This window comes from Flavobacterium calami (assembly GCF_038290035.1).
GTDB lineage: Bacteria > Bacteroidota > Bacteroidia > Flavobacteriales > Flavobacteriaceae > Flavobacterium > Flavobacterium calami.
On record NZ_JBBYHS010000002.1, the window covers coordinates 77,383 to 97,839 of the forward strand.

The window sequence follows — 20,457 nt, forward strand, 5'->3', positions numbered from 1 at the left end:
AAATTAAGTTAATTGTTGTCAAGCCGAACCAAAATTAGAATAAAAAATAGTAGTAAAATTATTATAGCTGAAAGCCCATCGCCGACAGCCCAATGCCATTTAAAATGAAATACTTAAGCTTACTTTTTTTAGGATTATACGCCACTTTTGCATCAGCGCAAAACATCACCATCGTTTGTGATGCGAAAGCGCCAAGAGCACAATATGGAGCCGAAAAACTATCAGAAACCGCAACCGCAAAAGGAATCAAAGTAACTTTTGCAGAGAAAACGCCTAAAAAATCAAAAGATAAAGTAATCGTTATTGGTGAAAAAGGAACCGATTTCTGGAAACAAAATGCCAAAACGGCTAAAATCGACGACAGCCAACTAAGCAAGAAAGAAGGCTTTCAAATCCGCACACAAAAAAACATCATTTTCATTGAAGGAACCGACGCAACCGGAGCTTTATACGGCGCTTTGGAATTGGCAGACCGAATCAAAACTTCAGGTGAAATTCCATCCGAAATCAATATCGAGGACAGTCCCGAAATGGTCTTGAGAGGTTCTTGTATCGGAGTGCAAAAACCGGTTTATCTTCCGGGAAGGGACGTTTACGAATATCCATACACACCCGAATCGTTCCCTTGGTTTTACGATAAAAAACTGTGGACAAAATACCTGGATATGATGGTCGACAACCGACTAAATTCCCTGTATTTATGGAACGGACATCCATTTGCCTCTTTGGTAAAACTCAAAGACTATCCGTTTGCCTTGGAAGTAAGCGAAGAAGATTTCAAAAAGAACGAAGAAATTTATAACTACCTAACCGTAGAAGCCAATAAAAGAGGAATATGGGTAATTCAGATGTTCTACAACATCATTGTTTCCAAGCCTTTTGCGGAGCATTACAACATCAAAACACAAGATCGTTCACGCCCAATCACGCCTGAAATTGCAGATTATACTAAAAAATCAATCACCGCTTTTATCGAAAAATATCCAAACGTAGGATTATTGGTTTGTTTGGGTGAAGCCATCAACACCATCGATGACGACGTAGAATGGTTTACCAAAACCATTATTCCGGGAGTTCAGGACGGACTGAAAGCTTTAGGAAAAACGGACGAACCGCCAATTATCCTTCGAGCGCACGATACCGATGCACCTTTGGTAATGGAAAAATCGCTTCCGTTGTATAAAAATTTATACACGATGCACAAATACAATGGCGAGTCTCTGACGACATACACGCCACGCGGACCTTGGGGAGAAATCCACAAAAAGTTAAGTTCACTGAATTCGGTTCACATTTCAAACGTACACATTTTGGCAAATCTGGAGCCTTTCCGTTACGGATCTCCTGAATTTATCCAGAAAACCGTTCAGGCAATGCACACCGTACACGGAGCCAATGCGCTTCATTTGTACCCGCAGGCTTCCTATTGGGATTGGCCTTACACCGCTGATAAAACAAAAACTGGCGAACGATTGCTCGAAATGGATCGCGACTGGATTTGGTACAAGGCCTGGGCGAGATATGCCTGGAATAGTAAAAGAGACAGAAACGAAGAAATTAAATATTGGAGTGAAGATTTAGCTGCTAAATACGGAACTGATTTAGAAGGCGCAAATAATATCCAAAAAGCCTACGATGAGTCGGGAGAAATTGCTCCAAAAACATTAAGACGTTTCGGAATCACCGAAGGAAATCGTCAGACTTTATTATTGGGAATGTTCGAAAGTCAGTTAGTAAATCCAGCCAAATGGAGAGTGTATCCGGGATTCCACGAATCTTGCGGACCGGTCGGCGAATTGCTTTTAGAATACGCCAAAAAAGAGTGGAACAAAGAACCGCACGTTGGGGAATTGCCAACGCAAATCATCACCGAAATCACGCAACACGGAAAATTAGCCGTTGAAGCCATCGACAAAGCCGAGTCAAAAGTAACCAAAGACAAGGAAGAATTCCTGCGTCTTAAAAACGATATGCACGCTTACAAAGCCTTCGCCGATTTCTTTTCTGAGAAAGTAAAAGCCGCGATTTTGGTCTTGCGTTACAGCTATTCTAACGAGATTTCGGACTTGGATAAAGCCCTTCCGCATCTTGAAGAGAGCATCAAACATTACGAATTATTGGTGAATCTAACCAAAGATCATTATTTGTATGCCAACAGTATGCAGACCGCACAACGCCGAATCCCGATTGGAGGAGACGACGGAAACAATAAAACCTGGGCTGAATTATTGCCTCATTACGAAAGAGAACTGGCTAATTTCAAACGAAATCTGGATCTTTTAAAATCATCCAAAGACGGTAAAATTGTAACCAAAGAAGGCAAACCTTGGAAAACCGCTGAGGTAACTTTACTAAGTGAAAGTAAAGGAACTTACGCAGTCAAAAACGGAACAAAAGTGTACGGAACGCCAATCTCGGAACTGACAAAAATAGCACCGGAACTACAAAACCTAAAAGGAATTACGTTCGATGAAACCGCACAAAACGAAAACGGAACTCATCTGAAATTCAAAAACACCAAAGCCGTAAAATTGGTGGTAGGTTATTTCAATTCCGATCAGAAAAGATTTTTATTCCCGCCAAGTTTAGAAACTGATGCAGCCGGAAATGCACATGGACAAGCTGAGGTTATTTTGGCAAGTGCCATGAATTTAAAAGAATTGCCAAGAATAAACATTCACACCTACACCTTCCAGCCGGGCGAAAACAAACTCGATTTGGGCAAAGGAAGAGTCCTGATTTTAGGCTTCATCGACGCCGATCAAACCATCACAACCCGTGATGTTGGTTATATCGATGCAGGCGAAAAAGGTGCGGTAGATTGGTTGTTTTATTAAAGAAAAAATCTCCCGCAGATTTAACAGATATTGCAGATTTTATTTTTAATCTGCTCAATCAGCCAAATCTGCGGGAGAAATAAAAAATTTAATGATATTTTGGGCGTGTCCCTCCGTGAAAAACTCCGGGTCGGGCTATCCGCTATATCTTTTGGGGCGAACCCCGCCCCAAAAGGATGTCGCTACTATCCCTCACGCGAGAACACTAGACATGATAGGTCTCAGGAATGTAAACACAATCTTGTCATTTCGACCAGAGGGAGAAATCTCACACGTAACTCGACAAAGATTGACGATTTTGATTACTGAGTTTCTAGTGTGATTTACTTCATCTGTTCGCTATCGCTCGAGTCTCCTTCGTCGAAATGACAACAAGGAGTATAAAGAATCCAACTTAAATGACCTTATATAACTTATATGGTTTAAAAAAGGTTTAAAAAAGATATGAAGAAAATAGTTTTTTTTATTTTTTGTTTTTTTGTAGGTGCTTGCTTTGTATGGAGTCAAAGCAGCAAGGGGCAGGCGGAGTTTCGTAAAGAAGTTTCGCTGAATTCCTCCTGGGAAACCATTGTTTTAAATCAGCTTCCGGAAAAGGAAGAAATCTTTGTGCAAAATCCCAAAGTCGATGCACAATGGCAAAAAGTAAACGTACCTCACAATTGGGATCAGTATTACGGATTCCGAAGAACCAAACACGGTAATTTACACGGGATCGCTTGGTATCACAAAACTTTAAAATTTGACAAACAAGACACATCAAAAAGACTTTTCCTCTTTTTCGAAGGCGTAAGTTCGTATGCAACAGTTTGGGTAAATGGCAAAAAAGTAGGCGAACACAAAGGCGGAAGGACCACCTTCACAGTCGATATTACAAAAGCCGTTTCTTTCGAAAAAGAAAATAACATAATAGTTAAAGCATCACATCCATCATTCATTGCCGATTTGCCTTGGGTTTGTGGCGGTTGTTCCGGAGAATGGGGATTCTCCGAAGGCTCACAACCAATGGGTATTTTTAGACCTGTAACCTTAGTCATTACCAATGAAGTCCGAATAGAACCTTTTGGCGTTCACATTTGGAATGACAAAACAACTTCCAAAGAAAAAGCAATTCTGAACGTTACTACCGAAGTCAAAAACTACGGAACTTCAAACCGAAACATAAGTATCGAAAACACCCTTTTTGATAAAAACGGAAAGAAAGTGGTTAGTGTAAAAACTGATGTTAAAAACCTTTCAGGTGAAACAAAACAAATAGCACAAACACTTCCTGAAATTACAAATCCAAAATTATGGTCGCCATCCAATCCGTATTTATATGAATTGGTCACTACAATTTATGAAAACGGAAAAAAAATAGACGAACTAAAAACACCTTACGGAATCCGTTGGGTAAGCTGGCCGGTAAGCCGTGACGGAAAAGACAATCGTTTTTACATCAATGACGAACCTTTATTCATTAACGGAACCTGCGAATACGAACATTTAATCGGAAACAGTCATTCGTTTTCTGACCAGCAAATCCATTCGAGAATTGAACAAATTAAAGCAGGAGGTTTTAATGCTTTTCGCGAAGCGCATCAGCCTCACAATTTAAAATATCAGGAAGAACTGGACCAAAACGGAATCCTGTTTTGGAGTCAGTTTTCGGCACATATTTGGTACGACACACCCGAATTCAAAGAAAATTTCAAAACCTTATTACGCGAATGGATTAAAGAACGCCGTAACAATGCATCAGTAGTAATGTGGGGACTGCAAAACGAAAGTACGATTCCAAAAGAGTTTGCTGAAGAATGCACTCAAATCATCCGCGAAATGGATCCAATGTCGGCTTCACAACGCATCGTAACTACTTGCAACGGAGGCGAAGGAACCGACTGGAATGTCGTGCAAAACTGGTCGGGAACTTATGGTGGTGATCCGTTCAATTACGATGTTGAAATGAGTACGCAATTATTAAACGGAGAATACGGCGCCTGGCGTTCACACGATTTGCATACCGAAGGCGAATTTGACCAAAAAGGAGTTTTAAGCGAAAACCGTTTCTCTCAATTAATGGAAATCAAAGTCCGTGAAGCCGAATCGGTAAAAGATAAAATTGCAGGACAATTCAACTGGCTTTTCGCCTCTCACGAAAATCCGGGGCGTTCGCAAAACGGCGAAGGATTTAGGGACATCGACAAAGTTGGACCAGTAAATTACAAAGGACTTTTAAGCATTTGGGGAGAACCTCTGGATGCGTATTATATGTACCGCGCCAATTATGTTTCGAACAAAACCAACCCAATGGTGTATATCGTTTCGCACACGTGGCCGAATCGTTGGGATGCTCCGGGAATCAAAAACGGAATCGATGTTTATTCGAATTGTGATGAAGTAGAATTGTTCAATGATATCAATAAAACATCACTCGGAAAACTAAAAAATTCGGGATTGGGACAGCACTTTCAGTTTAATAATGTCAATATTCAATACAATGTTTTGTATGCCGTAGGATATGTAAACGGAAAAGCCGTTGCAAAAGATTATATCGTTTTGAACAGTTTGCCAAAAGCACCTAATTTCAGCGTATTAGAAACTGAAAAAGAAACGATTTTACAACCTCAGAAAGGTTACAACTATATTTACAGAGTAAATAGTGGCGGAAGCGAAATCACTGATTCTTTCGGCAATTTATGGCAGGCAGATGTTCATAAAAGCGGAGAAAATACTTGGGGATCTTTGTCGTGGACGGATAATTTCAAGCAATTACCTGATTTTTATGCCAGTCAAAGAAGCACTTTCGACCCAATTTCGGGAACAAAAGACTGGAAACTGTTTCAGAGTTTCAGATATGGGATAGATAAATTACGTTACGAATTCCCGGCAACCGATGGAGAATATCTGGTAGAATTGTATTTCACAGAACCCTGGTACGGAACCGGTGGCGGACTCGACTGCAAAGGCTGGCGTTTGTTTGACGTTGCCATCAATGACAATGTAGTACTGAAAGATTTGGATATCTGGAGCGAAGTCGGACACGATACCGCTTTAAAGAAAGCATTTACTGTAAAAAGCAAAAACGGAAAAATCACGATTTCATTCCCGAATGTAAAAGCGAGTCAGGCTATTATTTCAGCAATAGCGATTGCCACCAAAGATAAATCGGTAAAAGGAGCTTCGGCTTCGCCAGGAAATATTCAGAACGTTGCAAGTAATTCGGAGACTAAAATAGGTTCCTGGCTGGATATCAATTCCAAGCAATATTCAGATTCGGATCTTGTTTTTACACAATTGCCTGCTGAAGTTTTTGGTGCCGATTATTTACAGATTTCATCAAAATCAAAATCTTCAGGTTCATTTATAACCAAAGAAGATTCGGAAATTTATCTGTTTAGCACATTAAAAGATTCTATTTCGGGTTATAAAAGATTGGCGGAAACTGCTAAAAATTCAGATAAAGTGGAATTTTCGGTTTTCCATAAAAAAGTAAAAAAAGGAGAAAAAGTGCTTTTTGAAAACTCAATCGCAGTTGTTCCCACCTACGATATGGGCGAAAAAGACGATTCAAGACCCGTTGTACTTTTGGAAGCAGAAACGTCGAAAACCACCGGAACCGGAATCGAAAAAGGAAAATTTAAAAAAGCGGATTACATTGAATTTAAGGAGAAAACAAAAAACAGTATTCAGTTTGAAGTAAAACCCGGAGTTGCCGGAATTTATTTGATGCGCTTCCGATTTATGAACCGAAATGAGACACCATTAAAAGTTAAATTCAAAATGGAAGATGCCTACGGAATCCTGATGCGAAACGACACGATTGAATTTCCTTCGGCAACAGAAAAATGGAAAATTTTGAATACGACTTCAGGCGGTTATATCAACGCAGGAACGTATAAAATCACGATAGAATCTGATGATATGAAAGGATTGTTATTGGATAATTTCGAGTTTCAGTAGAGAGAAAATAGAGGAAAGAATAAAGAGGAAAGATTTCAAAAACTTATATGTCTTATATGGTTTTAAAAATATTTACAATGGCAAAAAAACATAAAAACATTTTTCAAAAAATTGCAATAGCTTTAACAATACTACTTTCAACAGCAAGTTTCGCGCAAGCTAAAAAAAACAGAATTGTCGAAGATTTCAATAAAAACTGGAACTTTAAATTAGGGGATTATCCACAGGCAATCAATGCGAATTTCAGTACTGCCGATTGGAGAACTTTGCAATTGCCACACGATTGGAGTATTGAAGGTGCTTTCGATAAAGACAGTAAAACAAAACAGGCACAGGGATTTTTGCCGGCTGGAAAAGGCTGGTATCGCAAAACATTTACTGTTCCTGCGAATTGGAAAAACAAAGCCGTTTCGGTTGAATTTGATGGCGTTTTCAAAAACAGCGAAGTATTCATCAACGGCCATTCTTTGGGAATGAGACCTAACGGATATATTTCTTTTGCTTATGAATTATCACGATTTTTGAATTTCGGAAAGCAGAATATCATCGCTGTAAAAGTTGATAACGATGCACAGCCCAATTCAAGATGGTACACCGGATCCGGAATTTATAGAAACGTGCGATTGGTAGCCAGCGAAAAACTGCATGTGGCGAAATGGGGAACTTATGTAACCACACCTGAAGTTTCCAAAGACAAAGCAACCATTCATTTGGAAGTCGATATCGATAACCAAAATGCTTCCGCGAAAGAATTCAGACTCGTGACTTCTATCGTCAATGCAGACAATGTTGAAGTTGCGAATACTACTTCCATAGAAAAAATCGGAGCCAAAACATCGGAAAAAAAGATTCACAATCTGGCTTTGAATCAGCCAAAATTATGGAATACCGAAAATCCGTATTTGTACAAAGTCGTGACCAAAATTTATGAGAAATCGAAATTAATCGACAATTATGAAACCCCACTTGGTTTCCGCTATTTTGATTTCGATGCTGAAAAAGGATTTTCGTTAAACGGCGTTCCAACCAAAATTTTGGGTGTTTGCCTGCATCACGACAACGGTGCTTTGGGAGCTGTAGAAAACATTCACGCCCTTCGAAGAAAACTGACCTTGCTGAAAGAAATGGGGACTAACGCTATCCGAATGGCGCACAATCCGCACTCATTGGAAATGATGAAGCTGTGTGACGAAATGGGTTTTATCGTTCAGGACGAGTTTACCGATGTCTGGAAAAAGAAAAAAGTAACCAACGATTATCACAAAGACTGGGATGCGTGGCACAAACAGGATCTGGAAGATTTCATCAAACGCGACCGCAATTATCCATCGGTAATGATGTGGAGTATCGGAAACGAAATCCGTGAACAATTTGACAGCACCGGAATTGCAATTACCAGAGAACTGGCTCAAATCGTAAAATCGCTGGACAAGACCCGTCCTGTGACTTCGGCTTTGACCGAAAATGTGATAGAGAAGAATTTTATTTATCAGTCGGGTGCTTTGGATTTGCTGGGATTCAATTACAAACACGAAGATTATAAAGATTTTCCGGTCAAATTTAAAGGGCAGAAAATATTGGCTTCTGAAAGTGTTTCGGCATTGCAAACCCGCGGGCATTATGATTTTCCTGACGGAATTAAAGCGTGGCCGACCAAACACGGCGCTCCATTTGACGGAAATGCAGACTGGACGGTTTCGGCTTACGATCAGGTAAAGTCTTATTGGGGTGCAACGCATGAAGAAAACTGGAAAACCATCAAAAAACAGGATTTCATGGCGGGAACTTTTATCTGGACAGGAGTCGATTATATCGGCGAACCCGACCCATATCCGTATCCGGCGAGAAGTTCGTATTTCGGAATCATCGATTTGGCAGGACTTCCAAAAGATGTGTATTATATGTACCAAAGTGAATGGGCAAAGAAACCCGTTTTGCACATTTTTCCGCACTGGAATTGGCAAAAAGATCAGGAAGTCGATGTTTGGGCGTATTACAACAATGCAGATGAAGTCGAATTGTTCCTGAACGGAAAATCGTTAGGCAAAAAATCCAAACAAAATGACGATCTGCATATCTCTTGGCGTGTAAAATACGAACCGGGAACGCTGAAAGCTATTTCCAGAAAAGACGGAAAAGTAGTTTTGGAAAAGGAAATTCACACCGCTGGCGCAGCTTCCAAAATTGATTTGAAAGTAAATAAATCAGTCATAAAAAATGACACTTACGATTTGGTTTATGTAACGGTTTCAATCGTTGATAAAGACGGGAATCTGGTTCCGAATTCCGATCATAAAATAGATTTTGAAGTTACAGGCGGAGGAAAATTAGTGGGTGTTGATAACGGCTATCAGGCGAACCTGGATTCTTTTAAAGCGAATTCTTGTAAATTGTTTAATGGTAAATGTATTGCGATTATTCAATCCAACGGGAAGAAAGAAAATATTCAGTTAACAGCTTCAGCCGTACATGGAATGTCAAGTACAGTAATTGTAAAAGTAGAATAAGCACTTCAGAAAATAATTGTACTCAAAACTTCATTAGTGATAATGGAGTTTTTTTTGTGGAATAATATTTACCATTTGGGCATATGCTTGTCCCGATGGCTATCGGGAGGCTGTCCATTATATCTTTTCTTTTCCTAAAGAAGGAAAAGAAAAGGATGCCATTTCCATCACTTATGCGGTGTCTTTTTTCAGGAGATGATTTAGTTTAAATTGTAGTAAAAATAATATTATATTTACTTGTGCTATTCTCATTTTCAATTTTTAGTTTTAGAATTATACTAGACAGCAATGAGATTACAAAAGTTTATTAAATACATTATGAGATCAAAATTCATTTACTTATTAATTTTATTGTTCGTAGTTCTAATATTGGTTCCAATATTATTTTTTGGATTTAATTTTTCAGGCCAAGCAGTTTCGGATGATATAGATGATTGGTCTGCTTTTGCAGGCTATTTAAACGGAACAATAAGTGTTATAATTAGTACATTTACTTTAGTTGTAACAATTATTATTGCTGTTGAAATTAGTAAAATTGATGACCGTAGAAATGAAAAAAATCAAAAATTTGAGAAACTGAAATTGTTACGAGAATTCCGTGAACAGGAATATAAAGATATAAGAAATAATCTTCAAAGTATTTTTCCGGCACTAATGTCCGATGATCCAAGAGAAGTTAATTTGATAATTCATCAAGTCGTAATAAAATATAGATATTTCATGACATCAACATATCATTTATTTCCGTTTTTAGAAGAACAACTATTTCTAGATTTAAAATCAACTTTAGAAAAATTTAGTGAATTTCTTGAAAAAGACCAAGAATTTGTGGATAACAATAAGATGAAATTATTTGAGGAATATGTAGATAATTTTGATAAATTCAATATTAGAATCCAGACTTTTTTGCTTAAAAATTAGTATCTAGCATTTTTATAAATTATAAAGTTTTTTTTAATATTAAAAAATCAAAATTAATTTAAGTTTCACTTTAGAACAACTTTTGTATCTTTGTATAATAATGAAAAAGAAACGAACAATAATTTTTTATAAAGATTACTTTGAAGAATTCTTTATCCAGCAACGCGAAAAAGTCAAAGCAAAAATTATCTGGACTTTAGAATTAATAGAAGAGTTAGAAAGAATTCCGGAAACATATCTTAAACATATTGAAAATACGGATGGACTTTTTGAGATACGGATTCAACAAGGAAGTGACATTTTCAGAATATTTTGTTTTTTTGATGAAGGTCAATTAATAATTCTGGCGAACGGGTTTCAGAAGAAAACGCAAAAGACACCAAAAAGTGAAATAGAAAAAGCAATTAAAATTAAAAAGGAGTATGAAAGCGAAAAATAATATCAAAACACTCGACCAGTTTAAAACCAAACATTACGGAGAAATCGGAACAGAAAAACGTGACAAACTTGATGCAGGTTTTGAAAACTTTAAAATTGGTGCGATGATTCACGATGCAAGAATTCAGAAAGGCTTGACTCAGGAAGAACTTGCAGTGAAAGTAGGAACTACAAAATCATATATTTCAAAAATCGAGAATAATGTAAAAGAAGCTAGATTTTCAACATTACAAAAAATAGTTGAATTAGGTTTGGGCGGACATTTGGAACTGTCTATTAAACTTTAGAATTACCATCCAATATGTTCTTTGGAAAAGATACTATAAATATCGAACTTACAGAAAATACAAAACTATGAATGCTTTAGATAATATAAAAAAAAACATCTTGATAGACAGTATTTTAGAATCGAAAAATGAAAGATTATTGGAAGCCATAAATAGCATTTTTGATTCAACACAATCTGAAGAAATTGTTTCCTTATCATCAGAGCAAATCGAAATGTTGTTAATGAGCGAGGAAGATATTCAAATGGAAAATTCATTTCTGAATCTGAGCTGAATAAACGTGATTCGGAATGGCTCAGTTAAGTATATTTTGGACTGAAACTGCAATTCGTTAAAAATCACTGAGCAGTTACTTTTGTGCCTACACCCTCAAACCTCATCTCCCTCAGTCATATCAATAGTTTTTGGATGCAGGCTAACCAGTTGTAAAACAATGGCACTCACAACTACAAATAACAGCAATACAAAAACGTGTCTCATTCCCCCATTATCAGCGGCTTTTCCTAAGAACTCGGTGATAACAGCCCCGGCTGAAATACCGACAAAATTCATAATTCCATATCCCGTAGCCCTGTAACGAGGCGCAACAAACTGACAAAGAATAGGCATATTGTTGGTGTCGTATATTCCAAATCCAAGTCCAAAAAGGATAGCGCCAAAAACAATTGCTGCTGTGTCACAGCAGTAGCCAAATAAAAACAAGGCCGGAATGGTAAGAAACAATCCAATAGCGCTGGTGTAAATTCTTCCTTTAAGATGTTTCATCACCCATCTGTCTGAAATGGCACCACCAATTAAAACGCCAAAAAAGGAAGACATCGAAATGGTTACCGTTGCAATTGGTCCCGCCAGAGACATGTCTAAATGTAAAGTTTCAGTAAATAAGGTGGGTAACCAGTTTTTGGCCGCCCAACCCGGTAAACTTGGTGAAGCGAAATAAAAGAGTAAAACCCAAAAGGAGATGTTGCCAAATAATATTCCCAATCCTTTGAACATTTGCCTGAATTCGTAGCGGATAGATGACTTTTTTGTAGTGTCAAAAAAGTATGTTTTCTTTTCTTGTAAAAAAAAGATCAGTACCAAACTGTAAAGTACACCAAGTAAACCTACGGAGTGAAAGCTGAAATGCCAGGAAAAATGCTTAGAAACAGTGGCTCCAAAACCACCCAGAGCTTGCCCTAAATAAATTCCGGTGGTATGAATGGCAATAGCAAAAGAGCGTGTTTTTTCCTGATGGTAATCTGCAATTAAGGATAATGCTGCTGGAATATAAAAAGCTTCACTAAAACCCATAATACCGCGCAAAATATAAATCTGATTGAAAGTTGTGGCATAACCCATCGCCATCGTAACCCCGGACCAGATAAAAAGACTTGCTATGATGATTCTTTTTCGGTTAAACCGATCCGCTATAATTCCGGAAACAGGGCTCATTAGTGCGTATATCCAAAGGAAAATAGCCATTAAAAGACCGAAATTTTCGGCTTTGGCCAATTCAGGAATGTCATCCATCATCGCCGACTTCATAGTAGAAAGCATTTGTCGGTCTAAATAATTCAATAACGCTACAAACCACAATAAGCCAACAACAATCCATGGATAGGATTTTTTTTCATTCAATTTTGCAATCATTCTTCTTTTTCAAAATAATGGGCGAATATACGAATTCAAACGCACAGCAAAGAATTGTTTTTCCATCAGAAAAAGTATACTACTAAATGAACATTCACATGGAAACCCTATATTCGTGTTGGTAATCAGATTAATTCGTAATTCAAAAAGCTTATGACACCTAACGACAAACAAAATGAACGCATAGCCCAAATGGCATTTGCATCGGTTTATCCACATTATGTAACTAAAGTGGAGAAAAAAGGGAGAACCATAGGTGAATTGCATGAGGTAATCGAATGGCTGACCGGATATGACGAAAAGAAATTACAAGAATTGATTGATGAAAAAACAACCTTTAAAGATTTTTTTGAAAAAGCCAGTCTCAATCCTAATGTTTCTTTAATTACGGGCGTAATTTGCGGGTACCGCATTGAGGAAATCGAGAATCCGTTGATGCGTCAGGTACGTTACTTAGATAAATTGGTAGATGAACTGGCAAAAGGCAAAAAAAAGGAAAAGATTTTACGAGTTTAATATTTTTTGTCATAAAAGAAAAGAAAATTAATTTTTATTTCGTTAAAATAACTTCTTCCATACAGCACACAGCAGGACACTTACTCCCTATAAATTCATTTATTTAGAATTTCTTAAAAAAATGAAGAACAATGGAAAGAGTTTTTGCGGAATATCTTATCGAAACCCCTTATGAGGTAGAACGGGCAGCGGCAGTTTTGGCGGGTGAACAGTCATCAGGAACCTTTGTGTCTGTTCCGGGAGAAACCGAAGAATTGAAAAAACGTTTTGCTGCGCGTGTCGAAGATATTCAGTTATTGGATTTGGCAGACGAGCCATCCATTCCGGGAGGAAGTATTCCGGGAAAAAAATACCAGAAAGCAAGAGTAAAAGTAAGCTGGTCAATAGAGAATTTCGGTTATAATCTGCCGGTTCTAATTAGTACTTTACAAGGAAATCTATACGAAATCACACAATTTACCGGTTTAAAACTAATGGATTTTGAAGTGCCGGATTCTTTCGCAACTCATTTCAAAGGCCCAAAATTTGGAATCAAAGGTTCTAAATTATCCTGTGGCGTTACAGACAGGCCTATGATTGGAACGATCATAAAACCAAGTATCGGAATGAGTGTTGATGAAACCGCTGTTTTAGTTAAATCACTGATCGACGCCGGAATCGATTTTATCAAAGATGATGAATTGATGGGGTCCGCTGCTAATTCGTTTTTTGATGACCGTGTAAAAGCGATTATGAAAGTCATTCGTGACAACGAACAAAAGACAGGTAAAAAAGTAATGTATGCCTTCAATATCAGTGATGAAATTGACGAAATGCAGCGAAAATACGATTTAATTAAAAAGGAAGAAGGAAGTTGTGCGATGATCAGTATCAACAGTGTAGGGCTTTCAGGAACAAAGAAAATCTGCGATCAGGGCGAACTTGTCATTCACGGTCACAGAAACGGCTGGGGAATGCTGAACAGGCATCCGCTGTTGGGAATTGAATTTCCGGCTTATCAAAAAATTCAACGTTTGGCAGGAGTTGATCAACTGCACGTAAACGGAATCCAGAATAAATTTTGGGAATCGGATGATTCAGTTGTGACTTCGATAAAATCCTGTTTAAAGCCATTTTTAGGCGGATATGAAATATTACCAGTAGTGTCATCAGGACAATGGGGAGGACAAGCCGTAGAAACCTACCGAAGAACCCAGACTACCGATTTGCTGTATATGGCCGGTGGCGGAATTTTGGCGCATCCAATGGGGCCAAAAGCCGGAGTAAATGCGTTGCAGCAAGCCTGGCAGGGAGCTGTTGACGGTCTGTCTGTCAAAGAATCAGCCCAAAAATATCCTGAATTTGCCGAATCGGTTAAAAAATTCTCAAAGTAATGAATTTAAAAAATAAATTACTTTTGGCTTATTACGGCGACGATTTCACGGGCTCTACGGATGCCCTTGAATTCCTAACGCTGGCCGGAGTGAAAACCGTTCTCTTTCTTCGAAAACCAGAACAAAAAGACTTAGATCGTTTTCCGGGAATTCAGGCCATTGGTCTGGCCGGAAAAAGCAGGTCGATGTCACCTTCGGAAATGGAAACAGAACTTTGTAATGCCTTTGAAAATCTGAAAAGTTTTGCCCCAAATCATTTTCATTATAAAGTCTGTTCCACTTTCGATTCTGCACCACACGTTGGCAACATCGGAAAAGCAATCGAAATTGGAAGCCAAGTTTTCAATCAAAAGACTGTTTTGGTTTCGCCATCAGCACCGCATTTGGGGCGTTTTTGTGTGTTCGGAAACCTTTTTGCCAGAATGGGAACTATTGGCAATGGAGAGATTTATCGTATCGACCGACATCCTTCGATGAGTAAACATCCGGTTACTCCAGCATTGGAAGGCGATTTGACTTTGCATCTGGCAAAACAAACAGACAAATCAATCAGTCTTGTCAATTTAACCACAATCGAAAAAGGAACTTCAGAAGTTCTTGAAGCGGTTGAAAATAACCAGGCCGAAATTCTGTTTTTTGACGGTTTCAATCAGAAGCATCTCAAAACAATAGGAAGTGTTTTCAATCAACTGGCAAACGAAAAAACATTGTTTTCTGTAGGTTCATCAGGAATCGAAATGGCATTAGGGCTGACTTGGGAAGACGAAAAAGTCATTGGAGAAAAAATCACATTTGAATCTCCCGGAGAAGTTTCGCCTTTACTAGTTTTATCTGGAAGCTGTTCGCCGGTAACTTCTAAACAAATCGAATATGCACTTGAAAACGGATTTAAGGAAATTGCATTAGAAAGCAAAGCAGTTGACAGCGAGTATCAAAATGAAATTATCAAGAATGCTGTTTCTGAAATTATCAGGAATTTCAATAACGGAAAAAGCACAATTTTACATACCAGTACAGGTTCAAACGATCCGCGTATTGGGGAAACCGAAGCGTATTTTAAGGCAAAAGGTTTTTCGGCAGACGAAATTCAGAAACAATGCAGTAGTATTTATGGAAGTGTTTTGGGGCAAATAACGAATGAGGTGTTAAAAGCCGTTCCGCTGAAAAGAATCCTTTTTGCAGGTGGTGATACTTCAAGTTATTCTGCTTCTGAATTGGGTATTCTGGCGCTGGAAATGATAGCTCCAATTGCCCCTGGAGCACCGCTTTGCAAGGCTGTTTCGGACAATGAATGGGTAAACGGAATAGAAATGAATTTTAAAGGCGGACAAGTTGGTACCGCCGATTATTTTATAAAAGTTTTAAAAGGAGAAAAATTATGAGCGCAAAAGTTTTAGGTTTTGTACATACATCGGCAACATTGGTTCCGTTATTTCAGCAGTTAAGCAGTGAATTTTTAGAAGGTGCAGAAACGTTCAACATCGTCGATGACAGTCTGATAAAAGATGTAATAAAAAAAGGGAAATTAATGCCGAATACGGCAGCGAGAGTCGTGAGCCACGTTCAGGCTGCCGAAGCTGCAGGAGCCGATGTAGTTTTGGTAACCTGTTCGTCTATTGGCAGAGCTATCGAAACGGCTGCAACATTAGCAACAGTTCCGGTGATTCGTGTAGATCAGGCGATGGCGGATGAAGCAGTTCAAATTGGAAATAAAATTGGTGTTATCGCCACTTTGCCAACAACTTTGGAACCAACCAGCGATTTGGTGCAGCGTAGAGCTGAATTGGCGGGTAAAAATGTAACGATTTCATCTAAATTGTGCGAAGGCGCTTTTGAAGCTTTAATGAGCGGAGATGCTCCAAAACATGATGTAATGGTAGCCAAAGCCCTGAAAGAATTAATGAAAGAAGTAGATGTAATTGTCTTGGCACAGGCTTCAATGGCAAGAGTAGTTGACGGTTTAAGCGCAGATGAAAAACTGGTTCCAATTTTGGCGAGCCCTGCCATTGCCATGAAAAAACTGGCGGAACTTTATTTCTAACAAAAAAAATCACCATATAAGTTATATAAGTTCATTAAGCTATACGCAAAAGGCAACAACTTATATTGACTTATATAACTTATATGGTTTAAAATAAAAGATTTAAAAAATAACATGTTTTAATACTCATTTGTATGCGTAAATATTTTCTTTGGGCTGTTCCGGTATTTTTTATTGCTGCCGGTTTAGGCTGGTTACAGCAAACGGAAATCATCTGGAAATTAGGATTAATTCTTGGGTTTTCGAGTATTGCCATTGGTGCAGGACATGTGAGAATATTAAGTGGTTATCAATATACCTTTTGGATTATTACCGCAGTCTGCGCCGGATTGATTTATCCAGATTTTTTCCTGCACGTAGGTAGTTTCGATATGCGTAACAAATGGCTTATTCTGATTATCATTCAGCTGGTGATGTTTGGAATGGGAACTCAAATGAGTATTGAAGATTTTACAGGTATTCGAAAGTCAGGTAAAGGCGTTCTGATTGGCTTACTCGGACATTTTACCATCATGCCGATTATGGGTTTTTTAATCGCCAAAACATTTGACTTCGAACCTGAAATCGCCGCCGGAATTATCCTTATAGGTTCCTGCAGTAGCGGACTGGCTTCTAACGTAATGACTTATATTGCCAAAGGAAACTTGGTTTTGTCCGTAACCGTAACGGCTATGTCTACTTTGGTAGCACCTATTATGACACCATTTTTGATGAAAATATTTGCCGGAACTTTGGTTGAGGTGCATTTTTTCAACATGATGATGGAAATTATTAAGATTGTTCTTGTGCCTTTAGCAGCAGCTATGATTCATGATATTCTGAAAAATTATGGTTCTTTAGCTAAAAAGAGGATTTATATTCTGACCCTTATCTCAATGATTTGGCTGGCAATTGTCGTGTTCGGAAATGTTTTTGCATTTGCAGATGATACTACAGCTGCTCATGTTTTAGAAATCGTAAATTTCAGCTGTGGCGCTTTTATCGTGGGAACATTGTATCATTTATTGTATAAAGTATATCCGAAAATTGATGCGATTATGCCTTATTTCTCCATGTTCGGAATCATTTATTTTACTTTGGTGACCACTGCAGCAGGAAGAGATAATTTAATTCAAATAGGTTTCTTATTATTCCTGGCTTCAGTATTGCACAACGGAGCAGGCTATTTCTTTGGTTATTGGCTCAGCAGATTAAGTGGTCTCGACAAAAAGAGCAGTCAGACCATCGCTTTCGAAGTCGGGCTTCAAAACGGCGGTATGGCTTCCGGATTAGCAGGTGCTATGGGCAAGCTGGCGACAGTTGGTCTGGCCTCAGCGGTATTTAGCCCGTGGATGAATGTTTCGGGTTCTTTGCTGGCTAATTACTGGCGAAAAATAGGGAATACCGAAGAGGAAATCGCTCCTGATACACATTAAAAAAATTACAACTGCATTTCATCGATTGAGTTTTTTTATAAAATTCAGTTTTATAATTTGGGCATAAGCTTGATGGCTATCGGGAGGCTGTACATTATATTTTCATCCCTTGTGCAAATTAGTTTTCAGGAGAAAATTTGGGTTAAATTAAGATACTGAATTTGTAATAAAAATAGTATTATATTCGCAGCGAAATATATTGATCCATTTGGTTTGTAGGCTTTAGGAAGATAAGTTTGCTAATGCATACGCAACTAAATGCTTTGATTTTCATCTATATAATGAAATATAAAATCAAAAAATTATGAAAACCAAAATTTACTTTATTGCCCTAATACTAATTACCAGTTTAATGTCTTCGTGTTCGGCAGACGATGAATTAAACTATGAGAATGATTTCGGAAAAAGCCAGAAAGCCTGGCTGCATTTCAAACAATCTTCAGCCAATTCATATCAGTATGTTGTCCCGGCGGGGTCTGTTTTTCTGGCATACGGTTGGGAAACAACAATAACAGTTTCAAAAGGAAAAATAATTCAGAGGTATTTTAAATATACCGGAAATACCGAAAGCATTCCTGATAATGTACCATTAGAATGGACTGAAGGAGAAAATGAAATAAATACCCATCAAAGTGGTGCAGCAGCACTGACATTAGATGAAATCTATAATAAAGCAGAAAAAGAATGGCTGATTAAAAGGGAAGGTGCAACAGTCTATTTTGAAGCAAAAAACAATGGATTAATTTCGTCATGTGGCTATCTGCCTGAGGGATGTATGGACGATTGTTTTTTTGGAATCAGAATAAAAAGTATACAATCTTATAATCCTAAATAATAAAACAAATAAAAATGAAAAAAATCAGTGTTGCCCTGCTTGGGATTTTAGCAGTAATTTTAGTTGGATGCAGTGGTTCGGATACCTATCGCGGTTCTTGGAAAGCTACAGATTCTAATGGTGCAAAATTTGAATTGTTTTTTAATGCCAAAGATTTCACTGTTAGAAACAGTACTGGTAAAAAAGAAAAATTTGAATACAGTCAAAATTCTGTGCAAATTGAAAATTCTGTCTCGACTTACGGAATCCAACTGGCTGACGGAAGAAATTATCAAATAAACTTTCCTAAATCAGATGATGAAAGTATAGGATTGATTAAAGATGGAAACGGAACTCCATTATATGTAATCAGTAGGAAAGATTATATTAAATACGAAGATGTTTTTAAGCTGAACTAAACATGCTCATTATGAGAAAGATAGTGTGAAAAGGTTTTTTCAAAGTTCATAAAAGTCTCAAACTGCCAGTAAATGCAAGGGAAAACTGTAATTTGATTATTATTTTGTAAATAATTGATTTTAAGTATTTTGGATTTGATTTTTTTGTAACTTGTTTCGTGTTTAACCTATAATCAAAAAATCATGAAAAAATCTAACTTATTTATCTATGGGATTTTATTATTTGCCGTATTAATAGTTTCATGTCATAAAAAACGTGACAAATTGGTTAATTCCTGGAAAATTACGGCTGTTGAACCAAAACTGCCTCTTTCGGATTCTGCAAAAACTGCAATTCTGACCAACGGAATGTTGACGTTTACAGAGGATGGACACGTAACAGGTTTTTTACAGAGAGAAATAACAGATGGGACTTATGCTTTAACAAAAGGAGGAAAAAGCCTGATTATTAAAGATGAAACGGGAACGCCTTATCCTTGCGAAAGTACAATAACAGAAGATAAATTGATACTCGAAAGCAAAGAGATGAAAATTACACTCGACAAAATATAATATTAAAATAAATTTTAAACAGCAGACTCCATTATTTTTAATGGAGTTTTTTATGGCTTTTTCTTTTGAAAAATGAAGTGTAAAATGTATTGAGAACCGTTTTAGTAAATAGACTTTGTTGTCGATATGTTTTATAACGAAAATCACTCAAACTGATGAAAATTTGCAATAAAAAAATTTTGCTAATGGCGAAAATATTTAGAAGATTCACTGCTAAGTTTTAAAAAAATATAAGTCTGATGTATAGTTATAAAACGTATTGGTTTATTTATTCTTAATGTTTGTTAAGATGGACAGAAATGCGATCTACTTGATTCATTGTTTTATTAATTCATTAACAACTTCCCCTTAACTTTGGTTGAATTAGATATGTTTTAAATGGTAATTTATTGTTTGTCAGTATTTTATTTTATTTTTTTGTTAAAATTATTAAAAAAATTATTACTTTTAATGTATTGAAATAAAAATATACGCCTTTACATTTTTGTTTTTAAGTCAAAGCTTAAGTAAATATTGTGAATTATTAGTGTTTAAAAATTTCACATTATGCTTACAGCTATGCTTTCTGAAAATCCAAATACTGTTGTTTTTTGGATACTGTCTCCGATATTTTATTAGAATACATTAAGATTAGTGCCATAACAATAAATCTTATATGCTGTAAATGTTTTGATTTAGCAGCAATATGCCCTTTATAAATTTAAAGAACAAGTTTTAGATTAATTATATACTGTTTTTAAAATTATATAGTGAAATGTTAACAAAA

At 37.2% G+C, this 20,457-nt stretch carries 16 protein-coding genes; 15 read left to right on the forward strand and 1 reads right to left on the reverse strand.

The features are described from left to right. Nucleotides 1–104: 104 nt before the first annotated feature. From AAEO57_RS01785 to AAEO57_RS01815, 7 genes are all read left to right on the forward strand, one after another. Nucleotides 105–2,837: an alpha-d-galacturonidase gene (locus AAEO57_RS01785; RefSeq protein ID WP_341688930.1), complete on the forward strand. Its 2,733-nt coding sequence runs from the start codon at nt 105–107 to the stop codon at nt 2,835–2,837. Nucleotides 2,838–3,281: 444 nt separating this feature from the next. Beyond that, on the forward strand, nt 3,282–6,776 hold the full coding sequence (locus tag AAEO57_RS01790; RefSeq protein ID WP_341688932.1) for a malectin domain-containing carbohydrate-binding protein: 3,495 nt from the start codon (nt 3,282–3,284) through the stop codon (nt 6,774–6,776). A 77-nt stretch (nt 6,777–6,853) separates the two neighbouring features. After that, nucleotides 6,854–9,283 carry a glycoside hydrolase family 2 TIM barrel-domain containing protein gene (locus tag AAEO57_RS01795; RefSeq protein ID WP_341688934.1) on the forward strand — a complete coding sequence of 810 codons (2,430 nt, stop codon included), beginning with the start codon at nt 6,854–6,856 and terminating at the stop codon, nt 9,281–9,283. Nucleotides 9,284–9,601: 318 nt separating this feature from the next. Further along, nucleotides 9,602–10,204: a hypothetical protein gene (locus AAEO57_RS01800; RefSeq protein WP_341688937.1), complete on the forward strand. Its 603-nt coding sequence runs from the start codon at nt 9,602–9,604 to the stop codon at nt 10,202–10,204. Between the two features lie 100 nt (nt 10,205–10,304). Beyond that, nucleotides 10,305–10,643, forward strand: a complete 339-nt coding sequence (locus tag AAEO57_RS01805; protein ID WP_341688939.1) for a type II toxin-antitoxin system RelE/ParE family toxin — start codon at nt 10,305–10,307, stop codon at nt 10,641–10,643. Further along, complete coding sequence (locus tag AAEO57_RS01810; protein WP_341688941.1) at nt 10,627–10,929, forward strand: helix-turn-helix domain-containing protein; 303 nt, start codon at nt 10,627–10,629, stop codon at nt 10,927–10,929. The genes AAEO57_RS01805 and AAEO57_RS01810 overlap by 17 nt, the downstream gene beginning before the upstream one ends. A gap of 67 nt (nt 10,930–10,996) precedes the next feature. Then, complete coding sequence (locus AAEO57_RS01815) at nt 10,997–11,203, forward strand: hypothetical protein (protein WP_341688943.1); 207 nt, start codon at nt 10,997–10,999, stop codon at nt 11,201–11,203. 95 nt (nt 11,204–11,298) lie between these two features. On the opposite strand, the gene AAEO57_RS01820 is transcribed toward AAEO57_RS01815, so the two are convergent. After that, the gene (locus AAEO57_RS01820) at nt 11,299–12,561 is read right to left on the reverse strand and encodes an MFS transporter (protein WP_341688945.1); all 1,263 of its coding nucleotides are present in this window, start codon (nt 12,559–12,561) and stop codon (nt 11,299–11,301) included. A gap of 153 nt (nt 12,562–12,714) precedes the next feature. Between AAEO57_RS01820 and AAEO57_RS01825 the strand changes: the two genes are divergently transcribed. From AAEO57_RS01825 to AAEO57_RS01860, 8 genes are all read left to right on the forward strand, one after another. Beyond that, the gene (locus AAEO57_RS01825) at nt 12,715–13,077 is read left to right on the forward strand and encodes a DUF2200 domain-containing protein (RefSeq protein WP_341688948.1); all 363 of its coding nucleotides are present in this window, start codon (nt 12,715–12,717) and stop codon (nt 13,075–13,077) included. A 131-nt stretch (nt 13,078–13,208) separates the two neighbouring features. Beyond that, entirely contained in the window at nt 13,209–14,450 is a 1,242-nt protein-coding gene (locus AAEO57_RS01830) for a ribulose-bisphosphate carboxylase large subunit family protein (protein WP_341688950.1), read from the forward strand. Beyond that, nucleotides 14,450–15,832: a four-carbon acid sugar kinase family protein gene (locus AAEO57_RS01835; RefSeq protein ID WP_341688953.1), complete on the forward strand. Its 1,383-nt coding sequence runs from the start codon at nt 14,450–14,452 to the stop codon at nt 15,830–15,832. Before AAEO57_RS01830 ends, AAEO57_RS01835 begins: the two co-directional genes overlap by 1 nt. Further along, nucleotides 15,829–16,491, forward strand: coding sequence for an aspartate/glutamate racemase family protein (locus AAEO57_RS01840; protein WP_341688955.1), 663 nt, complete (start codon nt 15,829–15,831; stop codon nt 16,489–16,491). Before AAEO57_RS01835 ends, AAEO57_RS01840 begins: the two co-directional genes overlap by 4 nt. Nucleotides 16,492–16,625: 134 nt before the next feature. Then, a complete protein-coding gene (locus AAEO57_RS01845; RefSeq protein ID WP_341688957.1) occupies nt 16,626–17,906 on the forward strand; it encodes a bile acid:sodium symporter family protein in 1,281 nt (426 codons plus the stop codon). Nucleotides 17,907–18,210: 304 nt separating this feature from the next. After that, entirely contained in the window at nt 18,211–18,741 is a 531-nt protein-coding gene (locus AAEO57_RS01850; protein ID WP_341688959.1) for a hypothetical protein, read from the forward strand. A gap of 14 nt (nt 18,742–18,755) precedes the next feature. Further along, the gene (locus AAEO57_RS01855) at nt 18,756–19,139 is read left to right on the forward strand and encodes a hypothetical protein (protein ID WP_341688961.1); all 384 of its coding nucleotides are present in this window, start codon (nt 18,756–18,758) and stop codon (nt 19,137–19,139) included. A 183-nt stretch (nt 19,140–19,322) separates the two neighbouring features. Next, on the forward strand, nt 19,323–19,691 hold the full coding sequence (locus tag AAEO57_RS01860; RefSeq protein ID WP_341688963.1) for a hypothetical protein: 369 nt from the start codon (nt 19,323–19,325) through the stop codon (nt 19,689–19,691). Nucleotides 19,692–20,457: the final 766 nt, after the last annotated feature.

Excerpts from the sequence above, each read along its gene's own strand:
- AAEO57_RS01785 (WP_341688930.1), top strand. The coding sequence starts at position 105 with ATGAAATACTTAAGCTTACTTTTTTTAGGATTATACGCCACTTTTGCA.
- AAEO57_RS01790 (WP_341688932.1), top strand. The coding sequence starts at position 3,282 with ATGAAGAAAATAGTTTTTTTTATTTTTTGTTTTTTTGTAGGTGCTTGC.
- AAEO57_RS01795 (WP_341688934.1), top strand. The coding sequence starts at position 6,854 with ATGGCAAAAAAACATAAAAACATTTTTCAAAAAATTGCAATAGCTTTA.
- AAEO57_RS01800 (WP_341688937.1), top strand. The coding sequence starts at position 9,602 with ATGAGATCAAAATTCATTTACTTATTAATTTTATTGTTCGTAGTTCTA.
- AAEO57_RS01805 (WP_341688939.1), top strand. The coding sequence starts at position 10,305 with ATGAAAAAGAAACGAACAATAATTTTTTATAAAGATTACTTTGAAGAA.
- AAEO57_RS01810 (WP_341688941.1), top strand. The coding sequence starts at position 10,627 with ATGAAAGCGAAAAATAATATCAAAACACTCGACCAGTTTAAAACCAAA.
- AAEO57_RS01815 (WP_341688943.1), top strand. The coding sequence starts at position 10,997 with ATGAATGCTTTAGATAATATAAAAAAAAACATCTTGATAGACAGTATT.
- AAEO57_RS01820 (WP_341688945.1), bottom strand. The coding sequence starts at position 12,561 with ATGATTGCAAAATTGAATGAAAAAAAATCCTATCCATGGATTGTTGTT.
- AAEO57_RS01825 (WP_341688948.1), top strand. The coding sequence starts at position 12,715 with ATGACACCTAACGACAAACAAAATGAACGCATAGCCCAAATGGCATTT.
- AAEO57_RS01830 (WP_341688950.1), top strand. The coding sequence starts at position 13,209 with ATGGAAAGAGTTTTTGCGGAATATCTTATCGAAACCCCTTATGAGGTA.
- AAEO57_RS01835 (WP_341688953.1), top strand. The coding sequence starts at position 14,450 with ATGAATTTAAAAAATAAATTACTTTTGGCTTATTACGGCGACGATTTC.
- AAEO57_RS01840 (WP_341688955.1), top strand. The coding sequence starts at position 15,829 with ATGAGCGCAAAAGTTTTAGGTTTTGTACATACATCGGCAACATTGGTT.
- AAEO57_RS01845 (WP_341688957.1), top strand. The coding sequence starts at position 16,626 with ATGCGTAAATATTTTCTTTGGGCTGTTCCGGTATTTTTTATTGCTGCC.
- AAEO57_RS01850 (WP_341688959.1), top strand. The coding sequence starts at position 18,211 with ATGAAAACCAAAATTTACTTTATTGCCCTAATACTAATTACCAGTTTA.
- AAEO57_RS01855 (WP_341688961.1), top strand. The coding sequence starts at position 18,756 with ATGAAAAAAATCAGTGTTGCCCTGCTTGGGATTTTAGCAGTAATTTTA.
- AAEO57_RS01860 (WP_341688963.1), top strand. The coding sequence starts at position 19,323 with ATGAAAAAATCTAACTTATTTATCTATGGGATTTTATTATTTGCCGTA.